This is a genomic window from Shewanella sp. H8 (assembly GCF_040285065.1).
GTDB lineage: Bacteria > Pseudomonadota > Gammaproteobacteria > Enterobacterales > Shewanellaceae > Shewanella > Shewanella polaris.
In genome coordinates this window covers 4,233,451-4,254,492 of the sequence record NZ_CP157213.1, presented here as the reverse complement: position 1 = coordinate 4,254,492, position 21,042 = coordinate 4,233,451, and the positions used below count along the sequence as shown (strand labels likewise).

Annotated in this window: 22 protein-coding genes and 1 riboswitch; of the genes, 17 read left to right on the top strand and 5 right to left on the bottom strand. The window is 41.1% G+C overall.

What is annotated here, in order from left to right:
- Positions 1–16: 16 nt before the first annotated feature.
- Together ABIS04_RS18490 and rplQ are read left to right on the top strand one after the other, a co-directional pair.
- Complete coding sequence (locus tag ABIS04_RS18490) at positions 17–1,006, top strand: DNA-directed RNA polymerase subunit alpha (RefSeq protein WP_101033750.1); 990 nt, start codon at positions 17–19, stop codon at positions 1,004–1,006.
- A 40-nt stretch (positions 1,007–1,046) separates the two neighbouring features.
- On the top strand, positions 1,047–1,442 hold the full coding sequence (rplQ, locus tag ABIS04_RS18485; protein WP_011635664.1) for a 50S ribosomal protein L17: 396 nt from the start codon (positions 1,047–1,049) through the stop codon (positions 1,440–1,442).
- A 739-nt stretch (positions 1,443–2,181) separates the two neighbouring features.
- Here the strand turns inward: rplQ and ABIS04_RS18480 are convergent.
- Positions 2,182–4,095 carry a methyl-accepting chemotaxis protein gene (locus ABIS04_RS18480; protein WP_140235375.1) on the bottom strand — a complete coding sequence of 638 codons (1,914 nt, stop codon included), beginning with the start codon at positions 4,093–4,095 and terminating at the stop codon, positions 2,182–2,184.
- A 232-nt stretch (positions 4,096–4,327) separates the two neighbouring features.
- Positions 4,328–5,977: an electron transfer flavoprotein-ubiquinone oxidoreductase gene (locus ABIS04_RS18475; protein WP_140235374.1), complete on the bottom strand. Its 1,650-nt coding sequence runs from the start codon at positions 5,975–5,977 to the stop codon at positions 4,328–4,330.
- 232 nt (positions 5,978–6,209) lie between these two features.
- Positions 6,210–6,342: riboswitch (molybdenum cofactor riboswitch) on the top strand.
- Between ABIS04_RS18475 and moaA the strand changes: the two genes are divergently transcribed.
- The 13 genes from moaA (at position 6,330) to ABIS04_RS18410 (ending at position 15,564) form a co-directional block, all read left to right on the top strand.
- Entirely contained in the window at positions 6,330–7,310 is a 981-nt protein-coding gene (gene moaA / locus ABIS04_RS18470) for a GTP 3',8-cyclase MoaA (RefSeq protein ID WP_350432025.1), read from the top strand. (Overlaps the previous riboswitch by 13 nt.)
- A 91-nt stretch (positions 7,311–7,401) precedes the next feature.
- A complete protein-coding gene (gene moaC, locus ABIS04_RS18465) occupies positions 7,402–7,878 on the top strand; it encodes a cyclic pyranopterin monophosphate synthase MoaC (RefSeq protein WP_137224605.1) in 477 nt (158 codons plus the stop codon).
- 64 nt (positions 7,879–7,942) lie between these two features.
- Positions 7,943–8,191: a molybdopterin synthase sulfur carrier subunit gene (gene moaD, locus ABIS04_RS18460; protein ID WP_137224607.1), complete on the top strand. Its 249-nt coding sequence runs from the start codon at positions 7,943–7,945 to the stop codon at positions 8,189–8,191.
- Position 8,192: 1 nt separating this feature from the next.
- Complete coding sequence (moaE, locus tag ABIS04_RS18455) at positions 8,193–8,663, top strand: molybdopterin synthase catalytic subunit MoaE (RefSeq protein WP_350432024.1); 471 nt, start codon at positions 8,193–8,195, stop codon at positions 8,661–8,663.
- Between the two features lie 39 nt (positions 8,664–8,702).
- Positions 8,703–9,551: a molybdate ABC transporter substrate-binding protein gene (modA, locus tag ABIS04_RS18450; RefSeq protein ID WP_350432023.1), complete on the top strand. Its 849-nt coding sequence runs from the start codon at positions 8,703–8,705 to the stop codon at positions 9,549–9,551.
- Positions 9,551–10,231 carry a molybdate ABC transporter permease subunit gene (gene modB, locus ABIS04_RS18445; RefSeq protein WP_137224613.1) on the top strand — a complete coding sequence of 227 codons (681 nt, stop codon included), beginning with the start codon at positions 9,551–9,553 and terminating at the stop codon, positions 10,229–10,231. Before modA ends, modB begins: the two co-directional genes overlap by 1 nt.
- Positions 10,212–11,318: an ABC transporter ATP-binding protein gene (locus tag ABIS04_RS18440; protein ID WP_140235370.1), complete on the top strand. Its 1,107-nt coding sequence runs from the start codon at positions 10,212–10,214 to the stop codon at positions 11,316–11,318. The genes modB and ABIS04_RS18440 overlap by 20 nt, the downstream gene beginning before the upstream one ends.
- Before the next feature lie 170 nt (positions 11,319–11,488).
- On the top strand, positions 11,489–11,965 hold the full coding sequence (locus tag ABIS04_RS18435; RefSeq protein WP_254693629.1) for a hypothetical protein: 477 nt from the start codon (positions 11,489–11,491) through the stop codon (positions 11,963–11,965).
- 13 nt (positions 11,966–11,978) lie between these two features.
- Positions 11,979–12,656, top strand: a complete 678-nt coding sequence (locus ABIS04_RS18430; RefSeq protein WP_140235651.1) for a response regulator transcription factor — start codon at positions 11,979–11,981, stop codon at positions 12,654–12,656.
- Positions 12,657–12,723: 67 nt separating this feature from the next.
- Positions 12,724–13,965 (top strand): HAMP domain-containing sensor histidine kinase, encoded by a 1,242-nt coding sequence (locus ABIS04_RS18425; protein ID WP_137227387.1) that lies wholly within the window; start codon positions 12,724–12,726, stop codon positions 13,963–13,965.
- A 38-nt stretch (positions 13,966–14,003) separates the two neighbouring features.
- Complete coding sequence (locus ABIS04_RS18420) at positions 14,004–14,681, top strand: TIGR01621 family pseudouridine synthase (protein WP_350432021.1); 678 nt, start codon at positions 14,004–14,006, stop codon at positions 14,679–14,681.
- Between the two features lie 452 nt (positions 14,682–15,133).
- Positions 15,134–15,301 (top strand): YqaE/Pmp3 family membrane protein, encoded by a 168-nt coding sequence (locus ABIS04_RS18415; RefSeq protein ID WP_137224622.1) that lies wholly within the window; start codon positions 15,134–15,136, stop codon positions 15,299–15,301.
- A gap of 107 nt (positions 15,302–15,408) precedes the next feature.
- Entirely contained in the window at positions 15,409–15,564 is a 156-nt protein-coding gene (locus tag ABIS04_RS18410; RefSeq protein ID WP_140235368.1) for a DUF2986 domain-containing protein, read from the top strand.
- 84 nt (positions 15,565–15,648) lie between these two features.
- Here ABIS04_RS18410 and moeB read toward each other — a convergent pair whose 3' ends face one another.
- Positions 15,649–16,419, bottom strand: coding sequence for a molybdopterin-synthase adenylyltransferase MoeB (moeB, locus tag ABIS04_RS18405; protein WP_350432020.1), 771 nt, complete (start codon positions 16,417–16,419; stop codon positions 15,649–15,651).
- Positions 16,420–16,426: 7 nt separating this feature from the next.
- Entirely contained in the window at positions 16,427–17,683 is a 1,257-nt protein-coding gene (gene glp, locus ABIS04_RS18400) for a gephyrin-like molybdotransferase Glp (protein WP_350432019.1), read from the bottom strand.
- Positions 17,684–17,816: 133 nt separating this feature from the next.
- Between glp and ABIS04_RS18395 the strand changes: the two genes are divergently transcribed.
- Together ABIS04_RS18395 and ABIS04_RS18390 are read left to right on the top strand one after the other, a co-directional pair.
- On the top strand, positions 17,817–18,113 hold the full coding sequence (locus tag ABIS04_RS18395; protein ID WP_140235365.1) for a GIY-YIG nuclease family protein: 297 nt from the start codon (positions 17,817–17,819) through the stop codon (positions 18,111–18,113).
- Between the two features lie 98 nt (positions 18,114–18,211).
- A complete protein-coding gene (locus ABIS04_RS18390; RefSeq protein ID WP_350432018.1) occupies positions 18,212–19,102 on the top strand; it encodes a hypothetical protein in 891 nt (296 codons plus the stop codon).
- A gap of 38 nt (positions 19,103–19,140) precedes the next feature.
- Here ABIS04_RS18390 and ABIS04_RS18385 read toward each other — a convergent pair whose 3' ends face one another.
- Positions 19,141–20,994, bottom strand: coding sequence for a M14 family metallopeptidase (locus ABIS04_RS18385; RefSeq protein ID WP_350432017.1), 1,854 nt, complete (start codon positions 20,992–20,994; stop codon positions 19,141–19,143).
- Positions 20,995–21,042 lie beyond the last annotated feature (48 nt).

The following is a 21,042-nucleotide window of genomic DNA, read 5'->3' as shown; positions in this document are numbered from 1 at the left end:
AACAAGAGAGGACACAATGCAGGGTTCTGTTACAGAATTTCTTAAACCGCGTCTCGTTGATATTGAGCAGGTTAATTCAACTCGCGCCAAAGTTACACTAGAGCCACTAGAACGTGGTTTTGGCCATACCTTAGGTAACGCGTTGCGTCGCATCCTATTGTCGTCTATGCCCGGCTGTGCAGTTACTGAAGTCGAAATTGACGGCGTACTGCATGAATACAGCAGTAAGGAAGGCGTACAAGAAGATATCCTTGAGATATTGCTCAATCTTAAAGGATTAGCAGTGACCATCGAGGGTAAAGACGAGGCTTTGCTTACATTAAGCAAGTCCGGCACAGGCCCTGTTACAGCAGCAGATATCACGCATGATGGTGATGTTACCATCGTGAATCCTGATCATGTTATCTGTCACTTGACAGGTAATAATGATATCAGTATGCGTATCCGCGTTGAGCGTGGTCGTGGTTATGTGCCAGCTTCGGCTCGTGCACAGACTGAAGACGATGACCGCCCAATCGGCCGTTTATTGATTGATGCTTCATTCTCACCTGTAGCTCGCATTGCTTATAATGTTGAAGCTGCTCGTGTTGAACAGCGCACTGACTTAGATAAACTTGTGATTGATATGACCACAAACGGTACTATCGATCCTGAGGAAGCAATTCGTCGTTCTGCAACAATTTTAGCTGAACAGCTAGATGCGTTTGTTGAATTACGTGATGTGACTGAGCAGGCTGTTGTAGAAGAGAAACCGGAGTTTGATCCGATTTTGCTGCGTCCTGTCGACGATTTAGAGCTAACTGTACGTTCGGCTAACTGTTTAAAAGCCGAAGCGATTCATTACATCGGAGATCTGGTACAACGCACTGAAGTTGAGTTGCTTAAGACCCCTAACTTAGGTAAGAAATCTCTTACTGAAATTAAGGATGTTTTAGCATCACGCGGACTGTCGTTAGGTATGCGTCTAGAAAACTGGCCACCAGCTAGTTTGGCAGACGACCTATAAGTCTCAGGTTAGTACAGATTTAGGTTATAAGGATTAGGTCATGCGCCATCGTAAGAGTGGTCGTCAACTAAACCGCAACAGCAGTCATCGCCAAGCTATGTTCCGTAACATGGCTTGCTCAATAGTTCGTCATGAGATTATCAAGACAACTGTAGCTAAAGCGAAAGAACTGCGTCGCGTTGTTGAACCTCTAATAACACTTGCTAAAGTTGACAGCGTTGCAAATCGCCGTTTAGCTTTCGCTCGTACCCGCGACGCTGAAGTTGTAGGTAAGTTATTTACTGAATTGGGTCCACGCTTCCAGGAACGTCCTGGTGGTTACACTCGTATTCTTAAGTGCGGTCTACGTACCGGTGATAAAGCCCCAATGGCTTACATCGAGTTAGTAGGTCGTCCTGAAGCTGCTGAAGCTGTTGAAGTAGAAGCTGCTGAGTAATTAATTACTCACCGAAAAACCGAGCCTAGGCTCGGTTTTTTTTTAACTTTAATATTCGCATTTTCAATATGATCTTAAACTTTTGAGCTTTCACCTATGTAATATTAAGTCGTTGCCATTGATTTCATATTGCTTTTTTCCCTATAGTTTAAAACATCTTATATCCCTCTTTTGGAAACCTTATCTATCTAACACTCTTTACTCCCCATAACCATGAAACTATCAATCACATAATAATTATTCTTTGCAGTTTCTTTTAAGGTTCTCTTGCTTGAAGCAAGCTGTGTATTAAATAACAACAGTGGCCTAATGGATAAATGGCACAGGTTTAAAGTCTCTTTCGAGTACATAAACTTGATTGTATTCCTGTATCAAAGGCATTGGTCAAAGTGCAGACAACCGTCGCACGTTCGTCATATGAGCAAATACCTACGTACAACCTACGTACAACCTAACGTTATAACCCTTATGATCAATCTGGCTCTCATGCACGTCATGGCAGATAGTATCTGGCATTCTAATTATAAAAACCTACAGCCATGAAAACATCAAGATGGGTAATTACCATGTAAGGTACTGTAATTCGTCACCGATATTGTCCTGTTCTCATATTCATTATGTTTAAGTGATGTATGTTTTATTTTATTATTCGGATTTATCGGTAAGTTAAAAAATAATTATAGCCAAATAAAAAACCACTCAAAGGAGTGGTTTTTTAATCATGCTGAATATTAACTCTTTACACTTTAAAGCGGGCGACAAGCGTATCAAGTCGAGTTGCTAACTCATTCAATGATTTACTTGCATTGGCTGCCGCATGTGCGGTATTTGCTGTACGCTGAGTAATATCGTTGATGTCGGTTACATTGCGGTTAATGTCTTCGACTACTGTTGACTGCTCTTCTGTAGCCGTTGCTATTTGAATGTTCATGTCGCTAATCTCAGCAATTCGTTCGCTAATACCACTCAACGAATGGCTGGCTTCATCTACTGCTGTAACCCCCTCATGTGAGCGACTACGAGATTGTTCCATTGCACTCACTGCACGAGTGGTTTCTGACTGAAGCTTATCTATCATAGTTTGTACTTCGTTGGTAGAAACTGCCGTACGAGATGCTAAGTTACGTACTTCATCAGCAACAACCGCAAATCCTCGTCCCGCTTCACCTGCTCTAGCCGCTTCAATTGCCGCGTTAAGTGCTAAAAGGTTAGTTTGTTCTGAAATAGCACGAATTACATCTAAAATACTACCAATTGATTTAGTGTGCGTAGCGAGTGATTCAATCACTTCTCCAACCTGTTCGACGTCTTTAGACAATAGGTTAATGGTTGAACGTGCGCGCGTAACGACTTTCTGACCTTCCATTGATTCGGTATCAGCATCACGGGCTGTGACAGCGGCTTGCGCTGCATTGGAGGCAATCTCATTAACCGTAGCACCCATTTCGTTAATCGCGGTCACAACCTGGATTGTGCGATCTTTTTGTAACTGGCTATCACTTAACGTTTGATTAGCTTGGTTTGAAACATCAACGGCTGATAGACCTAGTTGTTCGCTGGTGTTGGCAACTTCGACGACCGTATCTTGAATTTTGCTAATGAAACTATTAAAACCACGAGCAAGCTGAGCTATTTCGTCATTACCATTAACGGGTAGTCTTTGACGTAAATCGCCTTCGCCTTCACCAATATTACGAAATAACTCTGCAATATGGGCAATAGGACGACTGACAGACCCTGCAACAGCAATCGAAATGGCAATAAATACCACAGCAATGAGTATTGTCCACATTAATATTTGATAAGCGGATTCTTGTAATAGGGCAAATACTTCTGCTTCAGGAACTTGCGCAATCAAGTACCAATCCATCGACTTGATGTAGCTACTGGCTATCAACATTTTCTGGCCATCTACTTCTGCTTTAACTAAGTTAAAATCGCTTTTATTCAGTAATTGGTTGGTCTTTGCATTAGGATATAAAGTGCTGAGCTTGGCTTTACCCACCTTTGTAGTGTCTTGATGCAGTTTGACATCACCGTTAGTATCAACTAAATAGACAAATCCAGTGTCTTCTATTTTAAATGAAGCCAGTAAATTAACCATATCATCTAACGATTTAGCTAGCCCGACCAAGCCTCTGCCATCAGGTTGTTGATAATTGATATAAAGCTTAACATCCCCATTACTAGGCTCTGTGAACACATTTAGCATTTGTTCTTGCTTGCTATTGCGATAGTCAAAAAACCAAGCGTCTTGTTCCGGGGTTAATATTCGTAAAAAACCATCCTGGTTATAGTAGGCTGCGGTTTCACGGTCGGCGTATGATGCTTGAGCTAAGTCATATTGATTTTTTATGTCATTGAGTTCTGCTATAACTAGACTTTCTTGGTTCGCAGGGCGGTCATTTTGAAGCCATTCAAGCAACATTCTACTGTCAGCTAGTTGTTTTGCTGCATTCAGTAAACTACTAATTTCAAGGTCGATTTCATTACGGATTTGCATCACTAAGCTCGGCATTTCCGAATTTAACATCCGTTGTTCGACAATTTGCTTGGCACTTCGTTGACTCAATAATCCGACTAAGATCGTTGATAGCAGTACTGCAATGGTCACGGTCAGTAATATTTTTTGTTTAATGGTAAGAGTATTCATCTACAACAGCCTCTAGGGAGTATCTTTAAGATATATCGGAAATAATGGTAATAAATTGATAATTATTTTGCGTTTAAGTTAATTTAATAAGCAAAATAGTCTTTTAGCGTAGGTTGTTTTTGATTTTATGTAGATAATGATAGTCGATAAAACAAAAAAAACGCACCATTATTTTATGTGCGTTTTTTAAGGTTAGCTAATAAATCAACTATTTAGTGACTATGTGGTTAGCTTACATATTAGGGTAGTTTGGTCCACCGCCACCTTCTGGTGTTACCCAGGTAATATTCTGGCTTGGGTCTTTGATGTCACAAGTTTTACAGTGAATACAATTTTGACCATTAATCACAAATTTTTTGTCACCCGCGTCTTCAACTACTTCATAAACACCCGCTGGACAATAACGTTGTGCTGGTTCATCAAATTTAACTAAATTGACCGAAATGGGAATGCTTTGGTCTTTTAAACGCAAATGACAAAGCTGATCTTCTTCGTGGAAAGTATTCGATAGATATACTGAAGATAACTTATCAAAACTTAATTTACCGTCAGGTTTAGGATAATCAATTTTATTATAGTCGCTGGCTAATCCCATTGTGGCGTAATCAGGTGTGTTATCTCTGAACGTTACCGGAAATTTACCACCGAACCAATTTTGATCTATAAAGTTGAATGCACCACCTAATAATGTGCCAAATTTGTGCAATGCAGAACCAAAATTGCGCGAGCTATGAAGTTCTTCATGTAACCAGCTTTCTTCGAAACGCTCTTGGAAGCAATCAAGGTCTTTGCCACCTTCCAAGCCTGCAATTAAGCCTTCGCCTAAGGTTTTGGCAGCAATAATGCCGCTTTTTATTGCAGTATGAGTGCCCTTAATTTTAGCAAAATTAAGGGTGCCGGCATTGCAACCAATAATTAAACCACCAGGGAAACTCATTTTAGGTAATGAATTTAAACCGCCCTTAGCGATGGCTCTAGCACCGTAAACTAAGCGTTCTCCGCCTGCTAATGTGTTGGCTATAACGGTATGAGTTTTATAGCGTTGAAACTCATCAAATGGGCTGAGGTGAGGGTTTTTATAATTTAAATCGATAATTAATCCAACAGCGACTTGGTTGTCTTCCATGTGGTATAGGAAACCACCACCAGATGAGCCATTGACAAGTGGCCAACCGCCAGTGTGAACAACTTTACCTTCTTGATGTTGTTCTGCAGGTATTTTCCAAATTTCTTTAAAACCTAAGCCGTAGTGTTGTGGCGTTTTACCATTATCTAAATGGTATTTTTGGATCAGTTGTTTACCTAGGTGACCTCGACAACCTTCTGAAAAAACAGTGTATTTGGCATGTAATTCCATACCTGGCATATAACTATCTTTGTGTTGACCATTTTCGCTAACACCCATGTCACCGATTAGAATGCCTTTAACACTGTTGTCCTCATTAAACAGTAATTCACTTGCAGCAAAACCAGGGAAAATTTCTACTCCCATCGCTTCTGCTCTGTTGGCTAACCAGCGTGATAAATTGCCGACACTAATAATATAATTACCATCATTGTGCATTGTTTTTGGCACTAAACTGTTTGGCATTAAGCGAGATTTTGTCTCTGAATTTAATAAATAGATTTCGTCATGAGTGACTTTAGTATTCAGAGGAATATCGGAGTCACGCCAATCATTAAATAATTCGTCCAGAACATCAGGTTCAAATACCGCCCCCGATAATATATGCGCACCAACCTCAGAGCCTTTTTCTACCACACAAACAGTGATTTCTTTATCTGCATCTTTAGATATTTGCATTAAACGACAAGCCGTTGCTAAGCCTGCAGGGCCTGCACCGACAATTACAACGTCGAACTCCATTGACTCGCGTTCCATGTTCTCACCTTTCAAAGTATCCCGTTCATCGCGGGTTTATTGTTTTTTTATAACGATATGTAAACGATCGTTTATCCTTTTACTTACCTTACCGCAAAATTTGCTTTTGTCACAGTAGCAAACACAATCTTGTCAGCGTGAGTCGAGTCACAAATAGTAAACGATATAATCTTTTTAGCTAAGATATTAACCTAAAGGGGTATTTGTATAATGGTATTTAGGCCTATAATCAGATCTGACGGTTCTCCGAGCTTTTTGTCCTACGTCGATGATATGGACAGTTAGCCGTGGTAATTTTGCCACCGGGGTGAGTAAAGAAATGCACTTACCTCCCACACTTGGAAAGGTTAACATGTCCCAATTACAAGATAGTTTTGGTCGACGTTTTCATTATTTACGAATGTCAGTGACTGACGTTTGTAACTTCAAATGTACTTATTGCTTGCCCGACGGCTATCGCCCAGACGGTAAGCCTACATTTTTAACTCTCAACGAGATTGAAAATTTAGTTGCCGGTTTTGGTGAAGTCGGTACGCAAAAAATTCGTATCACTGGTGGCGAACCTACACTTCGTAAAGACTTTACCGACATAGTGCGGATTGTTGCCGATAACCCTAATATTAATACTGTAGCCATGACAACTAATGGCTATCGCTTACAGCAACATGCCAAAGAATGGTATGACGCCGGACTGCGCCGCATTAATGTGTCAGTTGATAGCTTAGATCCTAAAATGTTTTATCAAATTACGGGTGAGAATAAATTCGATCAAGTGATGCGTGGTATTGATGCCGCACTTGAAGCTGGATTTGAGCGAGTAAAAATTAATGCGGTATTATTGAAAGGCTTAAATGATAAAGATTTACCGCGTTTTTTACATTGGATTAAAAATACACCCATTGATTTACGTTTTATTGAGTTGATGGAGACGGGTTTAGGTCGCGATTATTTTAATGCACACCATTTAGCTGGAGTGGACATTAAAAAACAACTTGAACGAGAAGGCTGGTTATATGATCTGCCTGATGTTGATGATGGTCCAGCACAAAACTTCAGTCATACAGATTACAAAGGCCGTATTGGGTTAATCATGCCTTATGCAAAAAACTTTTGTGCCAGTTGCAACCGTTTACGTGTCTCTGCAAAAGGTAAGTTACACCTATGTTTGTTTACTGAAAATGGTGTGGACTTACGTGATTTACTCCAAGATGCTTCTCAACGAGATGAATTAATTAGCCGTTTACACGGTCAATTAGCTCAGAAAAAAGAAACCCATTTTTTACACCAAGGTATTACTGGCGTGACTCAACATCTTGCCTCAATTGGTGGTTAAGCTATTTTAAGACTAATCAAACTGATACGACACCCACAATGTCAGTGACGCTCAGTCGATAGACATTGAATTTTAATAAGGCTGTAAAAGTATGAGCAATCGTTTTACCCATATTAACGCCGATGGCAATGCCCATATGGTCGATGTTACTGAAAAAGCGGTCACCGAGCGTGAAGCTCGTGCTGAAGCCTTTATTGATATGGCACCAGATACCTTAACCATGATCATGAGTGGTAGCCATCACAAAGGTGATGTGTTCGCTACAGCACGTATCGCGGGTATTCAAGCCGCAAAAAAAACCTCAGATTTAATTCCTTTATGTCATCCACTAATGCTCACTAAAGTAGAAGTAGATCTAGAGGCTCAACCTGAAAATAATCGTGTTCGCATTACCAGTTTGTGTAAGCTGTCTGGTAAAACCGGTGTCGAAATGGAAGCCTTAACCGCAGCGTCAGTGGCGGCATTAACGATATACGATATGTGTAAGGCTGTGCAAAAGGACATGATTATTTCTCAAGTCCGCTTGCTTGAAAAACGCGGTGGTAAGTCTGGGCATTTTAAAGCCTAATCAGTTAATTATCACTAGCGTAAATTTAAATACGTTTTATGAATAAATACGTTGAGAGACTACTATGATCCAAGTGTTATTTTTTGCCCAAATCCGTGAACTATTAGGTACCGCTAAAGTTGAACATTGTGCCGACAATATAGATACCGCCGAAACGTTACGCGTAGCGCTTGCTGCCACAGATGATAAGTGGGCAAAAGTGTTGGCATCGGATAAATTATTGGTCGCGATTAATCAAACTATGAGCCAGTGGGATTCGCCTGTAAACGATGGTGATGAAGTCGCCTTTTTCCCTCCAGTTACGGGAGGTTAATATGCAGCAACAGATCAATCAAATTATCATACGAGTTCACACTGAAGACTTTAGTGTCGCCGATGAATATGCATTACTGGCTTGCGATAATCAGGATGGTGCAGTAGTCAATTTTGTCGGTAAAGTACGAGACTTCAATGATGGCAGTGCAGTAACTGATTTAACCCTAGAGCATTATCCTGGGATGACAGAATCAGTATTAATGCAGATTAGCCAACAAGCTTGTGAACGCTGGCCATTAAACAAAGTGACCATTATTCACCGTTTTGGTACATTGGCACTTGGCGAACAAATTGTATTTATTGGCGTGACCAGTGCCCATCGTAAAGCCGCTTTTGCTGCCTGTGAATTTTTAATCGACTTTTTAAAAACCAAAGCGCCTTTCTGGAAGCTTGAAGCTGGTGACGCTGGTACTAAATGGGTTGAAGCGCGTGATAGCGATCAACAAGCAGCTAAAATGTGGCAAAAGTAATTTTCCATATTGCTCGTAAATAGCGAGGGTAAATCTTCAATGTATTTCATCAATACCATGATTCATTTTTTTAATCGGCTTTCGTTGAAGTTTTATACTGGCGGTATCTCGGCGTTACTTGCGATTATTAGTTTAGTTGGATTTAGTTCAGCAAGCATAGCCAGTGACACACCAGCTATTGCCGCCGCTGCAAATATTCAGTTTGCTGTGGCTGAAATTGCCACACGCTTTCAGCAGCAAACGGGGCTATCTGTAAGACTCAGTTATGGTTCATCAGGCAATTTTGTCACTCAGATTAAGCATGGTGCTCCTTTTGAATTAATGCTCAGTGCTGATGAAGATTATATTGATATTCTGCATCAAGCTGGCTTGACTCAAAATAAAGGCATTATTTATGCCATTGGGCGATTAGCATTGGCTGCGCCTAAATCATCACCACTCATTTTGGACCCTGAATTAGTTGGATTAACGCAATTAATCAACGATGGTAAATTGTCGCGGTTTGCGATTGCCAATCCTGATCATGCTCCTTATGGTGAGCGTGCCCGAGAAGTCCTTAAAGCGAAAGGTTTATGGGATGCGGTGCAGCCTAAATTAATTTTAGGCGAAAATGCCTCACAAGCCGCCCAGTTTACCATCAGTGGATCAACCCAAGGAGGAATCGTACCATTATCATTGGCGCTAACGCCTGAGTTTATTAAGCGTGGTAACTATGTCGTGATCCCCGATGCTCTGTATCAACCGATTAATCAACGTATGGCATTAATGCCCAATGCTTCTGAAACGGCAGAACGTTTTTATCAATATATGCAATCACCTGATGCACAGGAAGTTCTCTCTCAATTTGGGTTTAATTTACCCGTACATGTTGTTAGTAAGGTGGATTAATGGATTGGCAAGCTCTGTGGTTGTCGGTCAAATTGAGCTGTTTTACGGTGATTTTACTCATTCCACTGGCCATTTTTGTCGGCCGCGAATTAGCTTATCGCCAGTTTAAAGGTAAATCATGGCTCGAAGCCTTAATCATGGTGCCATTAGTGTTGCCACCTACGGTCATAGGTTATTACTTATTGGTAGGTTTAGGTAACCAGAGCATTATTGGTCAATGGGTTGAGCAGTTAACTGGGCAACAACTGGTATTTCATTTTTCTGGCTTAGTGATAGCCTCTATTATCGTCAATATTCCCTTTGCCGTTCAGCCGATTCAGCGTGCGTTTGAAACCATTCCTATCGATATTCGCGATGCAGCTGCGTGTTGCGGCATGAGCCGATTGCGTATCTTTTTCCGAGTAGAACTACCCATGGTTTGGCCTGGTGTATTAACGGCCGTGGTGCTATGTTTTTCCCATGTTTTGGGTGAATTTGGTGTAGTGTTAATGTTGGGTGGAAACATTGCAGGTGAAACCAAAACCATCTCAATATCGATTTATGATAGTGTGCAGGCATTCGATTTTGATTCGGCTGGAATGATGTCTCTGGTTTTATTAGTGTTTGCAGTGAGTGCGTTGGCACTGACCACCAGTATGTCGAGGCGTTTAGGAGGGCATCATGGCGCCTCACAACGCTGATCTTACATGTGATATTTCACAAACATTTCCCATCCCACTTGAAGCGCACTTCAGTTGTCGGGCTGGTGAAGTGTTAGCTGTCGTTGGCCCATCTGGTGGAGGTAAAACGACCTTGCTTAGAATGATTGCCGGTTTAACCTTACCTCAGCATGGTCAGATTCATTGTGGTGATGCGGTGTGGTTTGATGAACAACAATCTATTTCTTTGACCCCTCAGCAAAGGCATATTGGCTATTTGCCGCAGCACTTTGGTTTGTTCCCGCATTTATCAGCGTTAGATAATGTCATTTCTGGGCTTGACCATATACCCAAAGCATTGCGTAAACCGCGTGCGCTAGATTGGTTAGATCGTGTCAACTTACATGGTTTTCCTAATCGTTTACCTGCTCAATTGTCTGGTGGACAACGCCAACGTGTAGCACTCGCTCGCGCCCTAGCTCGAGAGCCTGCTATCTTGCTGCTTGATGAACCTTTTTCAGCAGTAGATAAAGAAACTCGTGAACGCTTATATATTGAGCTCGCTCGCTTAAAACAACAATTATCTATTCCCGTAGTTATGGTCACGCACGACACCCATGAGGCCTTGTTATTGGCCGATAAGATGATATTGATTAGTCAGGGAAAAATGCTCCAGCACGGCGAGCCGTTTGAGGTGATCTCTCATCCAAATGACGAAGCGGTGGCAAGGCAAATGGGCTTGAGAAATATTTTTGACGGTCAAGTGATCGAGCAAGATTTTGAACGTAACATGACTACGTTTACACTGGGTCATGAATTGATTGTTAGCGACAGTGCCCCAAAATTAACTATTGGGCAAACTATTCGCTGGGTTATTCCAAATCAAGGCATCCGCTTTAATACCATTAGCAGTGGCCGTTTATGTAAAAGCATAAATAAGTTAGAAGTGCTGATTGAGTCGGTGCTGATAATGGGTGAGTCTTCGAGAGTAATGGCGTCGGTGATCGATGTCGGATCAATCATCAATGCCGATGTGCCTACACATCTAGTCCGTAAGTTAGCGCTCGAGGCCGGAGTGAAAACGACTATTGCACTAAAGTCCGATCAAATTCATATTCTGAACCCGTAATATCGAACGATCACATCATAAAATGGTATTTATGATCAATTATTAATCTTAGATTTCTTGGGACTTTGGCTGCTCTTAGGTAGAGTAGGCGTGTGATAACGTTTTCAATTATATAGAGGCTTGTGATGGTTCGGTTGCTGCTAGCAATATGCTTTCTTCCTTGTGCCGTGATGGCCACACCATCTATGCGCACTTTATTGACCAATGGCGACTTTTTGAAGCCAATAACCGTCATGGAACAATTAGAACAACAAGACGAAGGCACAATAAGTGACTTTGATGTTGACGTTGAAGAAGGTTTGTTAGTATATAAAATTTCAATGGTTAACGTAGATAAACACCAGATCAGTAAATACCAATATCGCGCTTTAGACGGTGCTTTGTTAGCTGAAAAGTCGTCTGCTTATGTCTCTGATGACATTGGCCAAGTGAATGCAGCAAAATTGCTCCAAGCTAAGCATATGAAGTTTTCTGAACTTGTGACTCTGGCGATTAAAAATCAACAAGGATATTTAACGCAGGCGGAATTGGATCACGATTTATCAATTAGTTATCTCGAATTAAAATTACTCAATCAAGATAGTAAAAATACCATTGCTTTCGATATTGAAACTCTCCGTCCACTACCACTGCTCAAATGGGATTAAAGACTCTATGACTATGCGTATTTTATTGGTTGAAGATGATGCTACTACATTAAAGTATGTAGCCGATGGATTTACTGCTCAGAATTATCAAGTTGATAGCGCGACGGATGGCCAAGAAGGTCTCACGTTAGCGAAGCATAACCAATATGATTTACTGATCCTTGACCGCATGTTGCCAAAACTTGATGGCTTAACATTATTGTCAGCTCTGCGGACCAGCGGTAACAAAACACCAGTGCTAATTTTGTCGGCTTTAAGCCACGTTGATGAACGTGTAAAAGGTTTGCGCGCTGGTGGTGATGACTATATGACTAAGCCATTTGCCTTTACTGAATTATTAGTGCGTGCGGAGAAGCTTGCACAACGTAATGTCGTTGAACCTGCAGCCACTGATATTGAAGTGGGCAGTTTAAAGATGGAGTTATTAACGCGTAAAGTCACCCTTGATGATAGCGAGTTAATGCTACAACCTAAAGAATTTCAATTGCTTAAATATTTAATGGAACATCCTAATCAAGTGGTTAGCCGAACATTATTATTTGAAGCGGTATGGGACTATCATTTTGATCCTCGTACCAACGTGATTGATGTACACATTGCCAAGTTACGTCGCAAGTTTGAAGAACTTGGCCATGGTGAATTAATTGAAACGGTTAGAGGGGCAGGATATCGCCTTTGTAAAAGGCATTAAGCCTTACCAAAGTAGTGCGTGGCGTATCACGCTGATCTTCTCGACATTAGTAACAATACTGATTGTTATGTTGGTGCTTAGTCTCTATCGACAGTTAGTTATTGAGCAACAAAATCAAGTAGACAAACACCTTGCTGCAGAAATGCAGCGCTATCAACAGTTAGCATTAACGGTAAACCGTCGCAGTTTTGCGGCTCAAATTCGTGCGGCCGATCCAAAAACGGCACTGATTGCCTGGCGTAATAGTGTCGATATGGTGGGCGCGTTGACATTTTTACCCGAAAACATGCCGCAACTGCCTGAAACTAAAGATTTTCCTATTTTCACGGGCGGCCCAGATAAGCTGCATATTCTGACCGGCGGTCTGGTTATTACCCGTTATGGCCCTGTGCTGATCGCCACCCGAACCGATCAGCTTGCAACCTTAATTGAGAAATTTATTAATGCGGCATTTTGGGCGGTGGCGTTTACCTTGGGGCTTACACTCGCGTTGGGTTATATTTTCTCAAAAGCAATTCTTAGACGATTGGTCGAATATAACCGCTTAAGTGAACAAATTGAAGCCGGACATTATGAAACGCGTTTACCTGTCAGTGAAAGCCAAGACGAATTTGATATGCTTGCACGGCAATTTAATTTGGTACTGGACACTTTAGAGCTAAACCTTCGTGCTGTTCGTGGTGTGACCGATAACATTGCTCATGATTTACGTACGCCATTATCGCATTTACGTATTGGTATTGAGCTATTGTCGCAAAAGCCAGCCTCTGAGCTTGCTGACGCCACAGCTGAGTTACTCGAAGAGTTAGATCATTGTCTTGGGACTTTTGATGCCATGTTATCGTTAACACGCATTGAAGAAGGCCAGCAAACACTTGATTTGCAGCCTGTGAGCTTACAACAGATTTGCCAAGATTTATTTGAAATGGCTGAGGTGATTGCAGAGAGTCGCGATCAAGTGTTGAATATTAGTCTAGAAGATGATGTTTACGTGAATGGCGATAAATATTTGCTATTCCAAGCACTGTTCAATCTAGTGGATAACGCGATTAAATATTCCCCTGACGGTGCAACAATCAGTATTAAACAGCAGGGTAAGCATATTCAAATTAGTGATAACGGGCCAGGTATTATTGACGAAGATAAAGAGCGGGTATTCGATCGTTTAGTCCGCTTAGATCCTAGCCGTCATTATAAAGGAACCGGTTTAGGGTTATCTATGGTTAAAGCTATTTTATCTCGTCATAAAGCGACCATTTCATTACACGATAATCACCCCGGTTTGTTGGTGAGTATTCACTTTAAATAATCTTGAGAAGCTCCCCTATACTCTTTGCCGGATAAGCTATGTATCAAGTGATCAGCGATCAACCCGATTTTATTATCATTAGCAAGTCAGCTTATGTTCATTTTCATAGTCAAGATGGCAGTGCGGGCGTGATAGCGCAAGCTGAAGCTGATTTAGGTTATAAGCTTTACCCGGTCCATCGGCTTGATACCCCTACATCTGGTTTGTTGATTGTGGCAAAATCTTCTCAAGCAGCAAATGTGTTTACCAAAATGTTTACTGAGCATAAAGTACAAAAATATTATTTGGCGATTGCTTGCGGTAAACCTAAAAAGAAACAGGGCTGGATTATTGGCGACATGGCTAAGTCGCGTCGCAGTATGTATAAATTATTGCGAACCACTGAAAACCCAGCAGTAACTCTGTTTTTTAGTCACAATATCAGCCAAGGTATGCGGATGTATTTACTTAAACCGCTCAGTGGCAAAACTCATCAACTCAGAGTGGCTTTGGCCAGTATCGGCGTGCCTATTTTAGGCGATCAACTTTATGGCGGTGAGTTGAGTGATAGGTGTTATTTACATGCTTACAGTTTGCATTTTACTTACTTAGAACAAGACTATATTTTCCAGACTCCGTCGTTATTTGGACGCCAGTTTATGTTGCCAGAATGCCAACAATTGCTCGTTAATCAATGGCAATTACCCGATGATTTACCATGGCCTAGTAAACGCTAACTGACTATTTGGCTGCCATCCTATCGCACCAGCGATAAACCCAACAAGATAGTCATCCCGGCAATAAAAATGTGCGAATAGCTAAATCTCAGCATGTTGAGTGTGAGTTAATATGCTGTGAGAAATGTTGGTTTAAGAAAGTATCACCTTAAGTTTTCAGCACTATGGATTAAGAGAATCAATGATTGTGAAGCTCCACACCATTTAGCTAAAAAATGGTGCGGTAATAATACCTATTCCAATAATTATCTGATCAGTTCAGAGGCTCTCTGGCTTGGCACGATTTGGCTCACTTTATGGTTGATGGGTATCGTGCTCGGAGAAACCGTTTCGTGTATGGTATTAAAAATCACAACAGAATCACAATGTGTTTATTATGTTAACAAATTGTATAGTATACTGTTTGTATAATAACGCGGGCTAAATTAATCAACTTATAGAAGGTAACTAAAATGGATTCTAATAAATTATTACTAGTGATTCTTGCAATTTTACTTCCACCAGTGGCAGTGTTGCTCAAAAAAGGTATGGGTAAAGACTTATTAATTAACATCCTATTATGTATTTTCTTTTTTATACCAGGGCTTATCCATGCTTTGTGGGTAGTATTACAAGAATAACGCTATACGCGATTGATGTTATTTGGTCACAGAGAGGCTGGAATTAATAGGGTTTTAGCCACTTTGATATTATAATTATTGGGTATAAATAATTTCAAGTGACCAATATGAATCGCAAAAAGAAAATTAACCAAACCCTTAAAGCAAAAGCAAAAAAAGCCAACGCTAAGCTCCATGCTGCCAATAAATCACCTTATATTGCTAAAGCGGAACGAGAAAAGCTTGCTCAAGCGGCTTTGGTTGTTGCGCCAACAGCTGATTGAGCTGTCAGTGCATTAAGCGACTCTGGCGCTACACACTCGCCAGCACATTAGCACCATAACTATGACATTAGGGATGTGTTTTATCTACGGATTAACACTGCAAATTTTGCAGTGAGGTTGTTTAGGTAAATACATTTGCCTAAACTCCATTGTCATCGCATCAATCATTAACAATTTACCCGTTAAAGCTTGACCAATACCAGTGATGACTTTTATTGCTTCAGTTGCCTGAATACAACCAATCATGCCGACCACTGGTGCAAGAATACCCGCTTCGACACACGTTAATTGTTGCTCACCAAATAAAGCACTAAAACATTGATAGCAAGGGCTGTCTTGTAAGTAGTCAAATACTGTTACAGTGCCTTCCATTCGAATTGCCGCTGCCGACACTAAGGGCACTTTGTGTTCAAAACAACTCTTGTTAAGTTGTTCTCGCACTATCATGTTATCTGTGCAATCAAGAATTAAACTATGTTGGCTCACCAGCTCATTAATCTCATCATCATCTAACAGAGCGTCAATGGTATTGATGGTGACTAAGGGATTAAGCTGTATAAGCGACTGTTTAGCTGATTCTACTTTTGGATGGCCAATATTGACATCATAGTGCAATACTTGACGCTGTAAATTAGACAGTTCTACAGTATCAAAATCAACTAAGGTAATTTCACCCACTCCCGCAACAGTAAGGTATTGGCTTGCTGCACAGCCTAAGCCGCCAGCACCGATAATTAATACTTTGGCAAGCTTAAGCTTTTCTTGGCCATCAATATCGATAGCTTTAATGGAGATCTGACGGCTATAACGCAGCATTTCATTGTCAGTGAGTATCTCTTGATCGAGTGAGTCCATAATATTCCTAACACAATACGTTGTTAAATGGCTCTACGGTGACTTGAGTGCCCTTGGGGGTGTTGCCTTGGGCTTGGTCTAATATCACAAAGCAATTCGCTAAACTCATTGATGTGAGCATGCCTGAACCTTGGCTGCCTGTAATGGCAACTTCAAGTTCGCCGGCCTCATTACGACTGAGTATGCCGCGTTGATATTCGACTCTACCAGGATATTTGTGTATGTCGCTCAGTAACCTTGCTTGGCAACTTAATGGTGTGACAGGTTTGAGTCCCTGCATTTTATTTAAAATAGGTAACACCAGCTTATAAAATGTCACCATCGAAGAGACTGGATTTCCTGGTAGGCCGCAAAAAATAGCATTCCCTATTTTGCCAAAGGCGAAAGGTTTACCTGGTTTAATTGCAAGTTTCCAAAAGGTAATCTGGCCTTCTTCAGATAAAATCTGTTTGGTGTAATCAGCATCACCAACCGATACTCCGCCAGATGTTAGCACCATATCAGCTTGATCCGCAGCTTCTCTAAACGCGCCGCGAATGGCTTCCTTATCGTCTGCTATGACACCTAAATCAATCCATTCAACGTGGCTTTTACTGAGTAACCCTTGAATTGAATAACGATTTGAATCATAAATCTGCCCTAAAGCCAGTTCACTTCCTACTGGGCGTAATTCATCACCAGTGGAAAAGAAAGCCACTTTCAATTTACGTGTCACTTTCACTTGGCTGATGCCGATGGTGGCAAGTACGCCCATTTCAGCTGCGCGGATAATAATGCCACTATGCAATACTTTGGTGCCAGCAAGGAGTTCTTCACCACGTTTACGTACATTTGCACCTAATCGATGTGGGTGTTCAATGCTAATGTGGTTTTCATCTATTACTTTGGCTTTTTCTTGCATTTGCACCGTGTCAAAACCACTAGGCAATGGGGCACCCGTCATAATACGAATACAACTATTGGGTACCGCTTGGCCATTAAAAGTGTGCCCCGCAAAAGAACTACCCACTAAGGTGAAGGTTGTTTTATCCTGTGAAGTCGCTAAATCAGCAAAACGGAATGCATAACCATCCATTGATGAGTTATCAAATGGGGGTAAATCAATACTCGATGCGAGATCTTCTGCGAGTACTCTATCGATAGCTTGGGTTAATGCTACTATATCGGTATCTTGGGTTGCTTCAACTTGAGCTAACAGTTGCTCGATCGCTTGATCGGGATGAAGCAATGCTGGTTGAGCGCAATGGTCTTGAGTATTGGACATCAGAACTTCCTTAATGAATAACGAAAATACATTAGCAGTATTTTAGCTGAAATAGGTTTTCACTTTTTAATGGTGCTTAGTATGCCATGATGGCACGAAAAATTTATGATCACATTTAAGGTTTTTATATTTTATGTCGCAAAAAAACACATGTTCCGCTTGGTATTTGTACATTATTCGCTGCGCTAATTCACATTTATACACTGGTATCACTACGGATATTTCTCGCCGTTTTGCTGAGCATCAAGCTGGTGGTGCCAAATCGGCTAAATATTTAAAAGGTAAAGGTCCACTCACCTTGGTTTATACAGAACAATTAACTGATAGAAGTGCGGCGTTAAAGCGCGAAATAGTTATAAAGAAACATTCTCGTCAGCAAAAGTTATTGTTAATCGAACAATATCAATTAAATTGTTATTCGGAACGATAAGTTGCCTATTTTTATAAACTTTTTTTCTATCTAGTATTTGGTCTATCTGCCTTTTGCAAATAAACTGAATTAATAAAGTTTCAATGGTGGTTGTTAAGATGGTTAAGTCGTTAATTTCTGTTGTGCTAATTATTTCCTGCTCTATATTCCCTTTGGCAGCGCAGCAAGTACGCATTCAACCAGCTCAATCCTCAGAAAATGCAAGTTACCAATATTACTACGATTTATTACAGCTGTTATTAACCCAAACCGCTGACGATTATGGTGAGGCTAATATAGTTGTAATTGATTCACCTATGTCACAGTTACGTGGTTTTAGTATGTTAAAAGCTGACATATTAGATGTATTTTGGGCAGGGACTTCCATTGAGCGAGAACAAGAGTTTCACGCAATTCGTATCCCATTGGTAGGCGGCTTATTAGGCTCTAGAGTACCGGTTATTTCTCGTGACCGATTAGCTGAATTTGAAACGATAAATACCGCTAAGCAGTTGCAACAATTGGTTGCTTGCCAAGGATCGCAATGGCCTGATTCGGATATTTTACAATATAACGGTTATCGGATTGAGCGGGTCATTACTTTCCAATTGATTTATAGTATGTTGAAGCAACAACGTTGTGACTATTTTCCTCGTGGTTTATATGAAGCCTATGCGGAGGTAAGCAGCAGAGGTAATGAGAGTTTGATGGTGTACGATAAATTAATTTTGCGTTACCCACTACCAATGTATTTTTTTGTCAGTAATAACAACCCTCGTTTAGCGCAACGTATAACTCAAGGTTTAGAGAGGCTAATTGCTACAAACAAGTTGCATGAGTTTATTCAGCAACATGACATAACTCGCCAGATGTTCCCATTGAGTCAATATCGTAATAGTCGTATCTTTGATTTAACCAATCCACAGTTACCGCCGCAAACACCGTTGCAACGTCAAGAATTATGGATAGATTTACCGCAACACTCTATAAGCGCTGATGCTGTAGAGTGATGTCATTATTTAACCTCATGGCGTATTCAGCGTTGAAGTTATTTCGCTGCGCGCAATACCGGATACTTCATGTATTCATTATCGAAATATGGGCTGCGTTGATAAAACCAACGTAGTCGTGCTTTGCTATCATTGGCAAAAGCCTGATCCTTCAACGCTAGATCAAATTCAGCTTGTAGGGCTGGATTTTCGAGTAACATTTTTGCTGCTAAAGGTTCTACTGCGTAGTCCTCAATATATTCTGTGCGGGTAAAAATAGTGTTGAACATCCCCCAGTAAAACAAAGAATCTTCTGCTTGAGGTTCAAGCAACAGCATGGCTAAATCCCCTAGAGGCTGGTCGGTTGGAATACGTACAGTACCCGCAGGAAGTATGGCGTTTATTTTATGGATGGAGGTTGCCGCTGTTACGGTTTGATGACCTTCATAATCAGCACTTGAGAATAATGGGTCACTGAATTTATATTGCTGAGCTGTTATCGTCCTTGTTTTTTTCAATCTCGCCATTCTAATGCCATGTAAAGATAAGCGTTCAATAACGTCAGACCATTGTGGTGGAATATAATAGGCTACAGGTCGTGTTACTGTGATATCTGCTTTTGTGTTAGCCACAATGGGTAAGTTTTTATATAACTTAGGTTCACCTGTCCAGCGGACTACTTTGCCACCACTAATTGGGCTTTGCTCAATATGGTAATCAATACCTTTAAAGTCTCTACCTTCTGCTAAGGTTTCACTTTGCCAGCTAATGGTTAATTTACTTGGGTTACGGTATTTGTCTTCATTAATCGCAGACTTTAGCTTAGTGCTATTTTTTGCCACCGTTTTAAGGGTTTGTTCAAGCATCACATAAGTGCCAAGTACTCGTTGTTTATAGGGTTTAAGGCTGTGGTTTTCAATTAAAATAGTCGGTAAATGACGAGCATCGCCATAGCCATTGGAAAACCGTGGGCTAGGGTTCCAAAGAGACAAGCCTTTGGTCATATCGGTATTATCGTTAGCAAATACCAACTGACCCGGAATATGGCCTTGCTCGGTTAATGCATGTTCAACCGCGGGACGGTAAATAGACTCTAACCATGTAAAAATACTTGGGCTATAGCCTTGTGCAACGTTGTAGCCAAAGGTCACGTCATATTGGTAGTCAATACCGTCGGTTACATGGATATCAATGTATAAATCTGGCTGCCAAATATTAATCGCACGGATAAGGTGCTGCATTTCTAATGCATCTGCCTTAGCATAGTCACGGTTTAAATTAAGGTTGTTGGCCGTGGTGCGCCACCCCATATTGACCGGTCCTCGCTGATTGACTCGGTTAAATTGGCTGCGGCGTTCGTGGGCGTCGACACTGAAAATAGGGATAAACAGTAAGTTAACATTTTCAAGTAACTCGCGTTTGTTACTATGACTGATGTCACGCAGCAGCATCATGCCTGCATCTTTGCCGTCTATTTCACCAGAATGAATACCCGCTTGCACCAGTACTGTCGCTTTACCATTATCACTCAATGCTTGTGCCGTAGATTCTCCGTCTTGTGATGCAATAATCATCCATATATCGCGTCCTTGGGGACTTTTACCAATACTGATTTTTTGTAACACGTCGCTGCTGTCGACAAGTTTGTCTAACCATTCCATGGTGTCGTGATAGTTTGGGCTTGAAACATAGCCTTGTTGCTCAAATGGGGTTGCCCAAGGCTGCTCCGCACTTAACAGTAATGCTTCACTTGCGCCAGACCAGGGATGAATTGGAGGCAATATGCTGTCGTTTTCAAATAGTGCTATTTGTTCTGTTGCGACGATGAGCGGCGAAGGTTCAGTTGCGTGAGCGAAAGTGGAATTGATGAGCAACGTACTAGCCATTAAACCTGTGAGCAAAAAGCGGCGCATGAATACCTCTAGAATGATTTGGAAACGATAACAGTAATAACATCATAG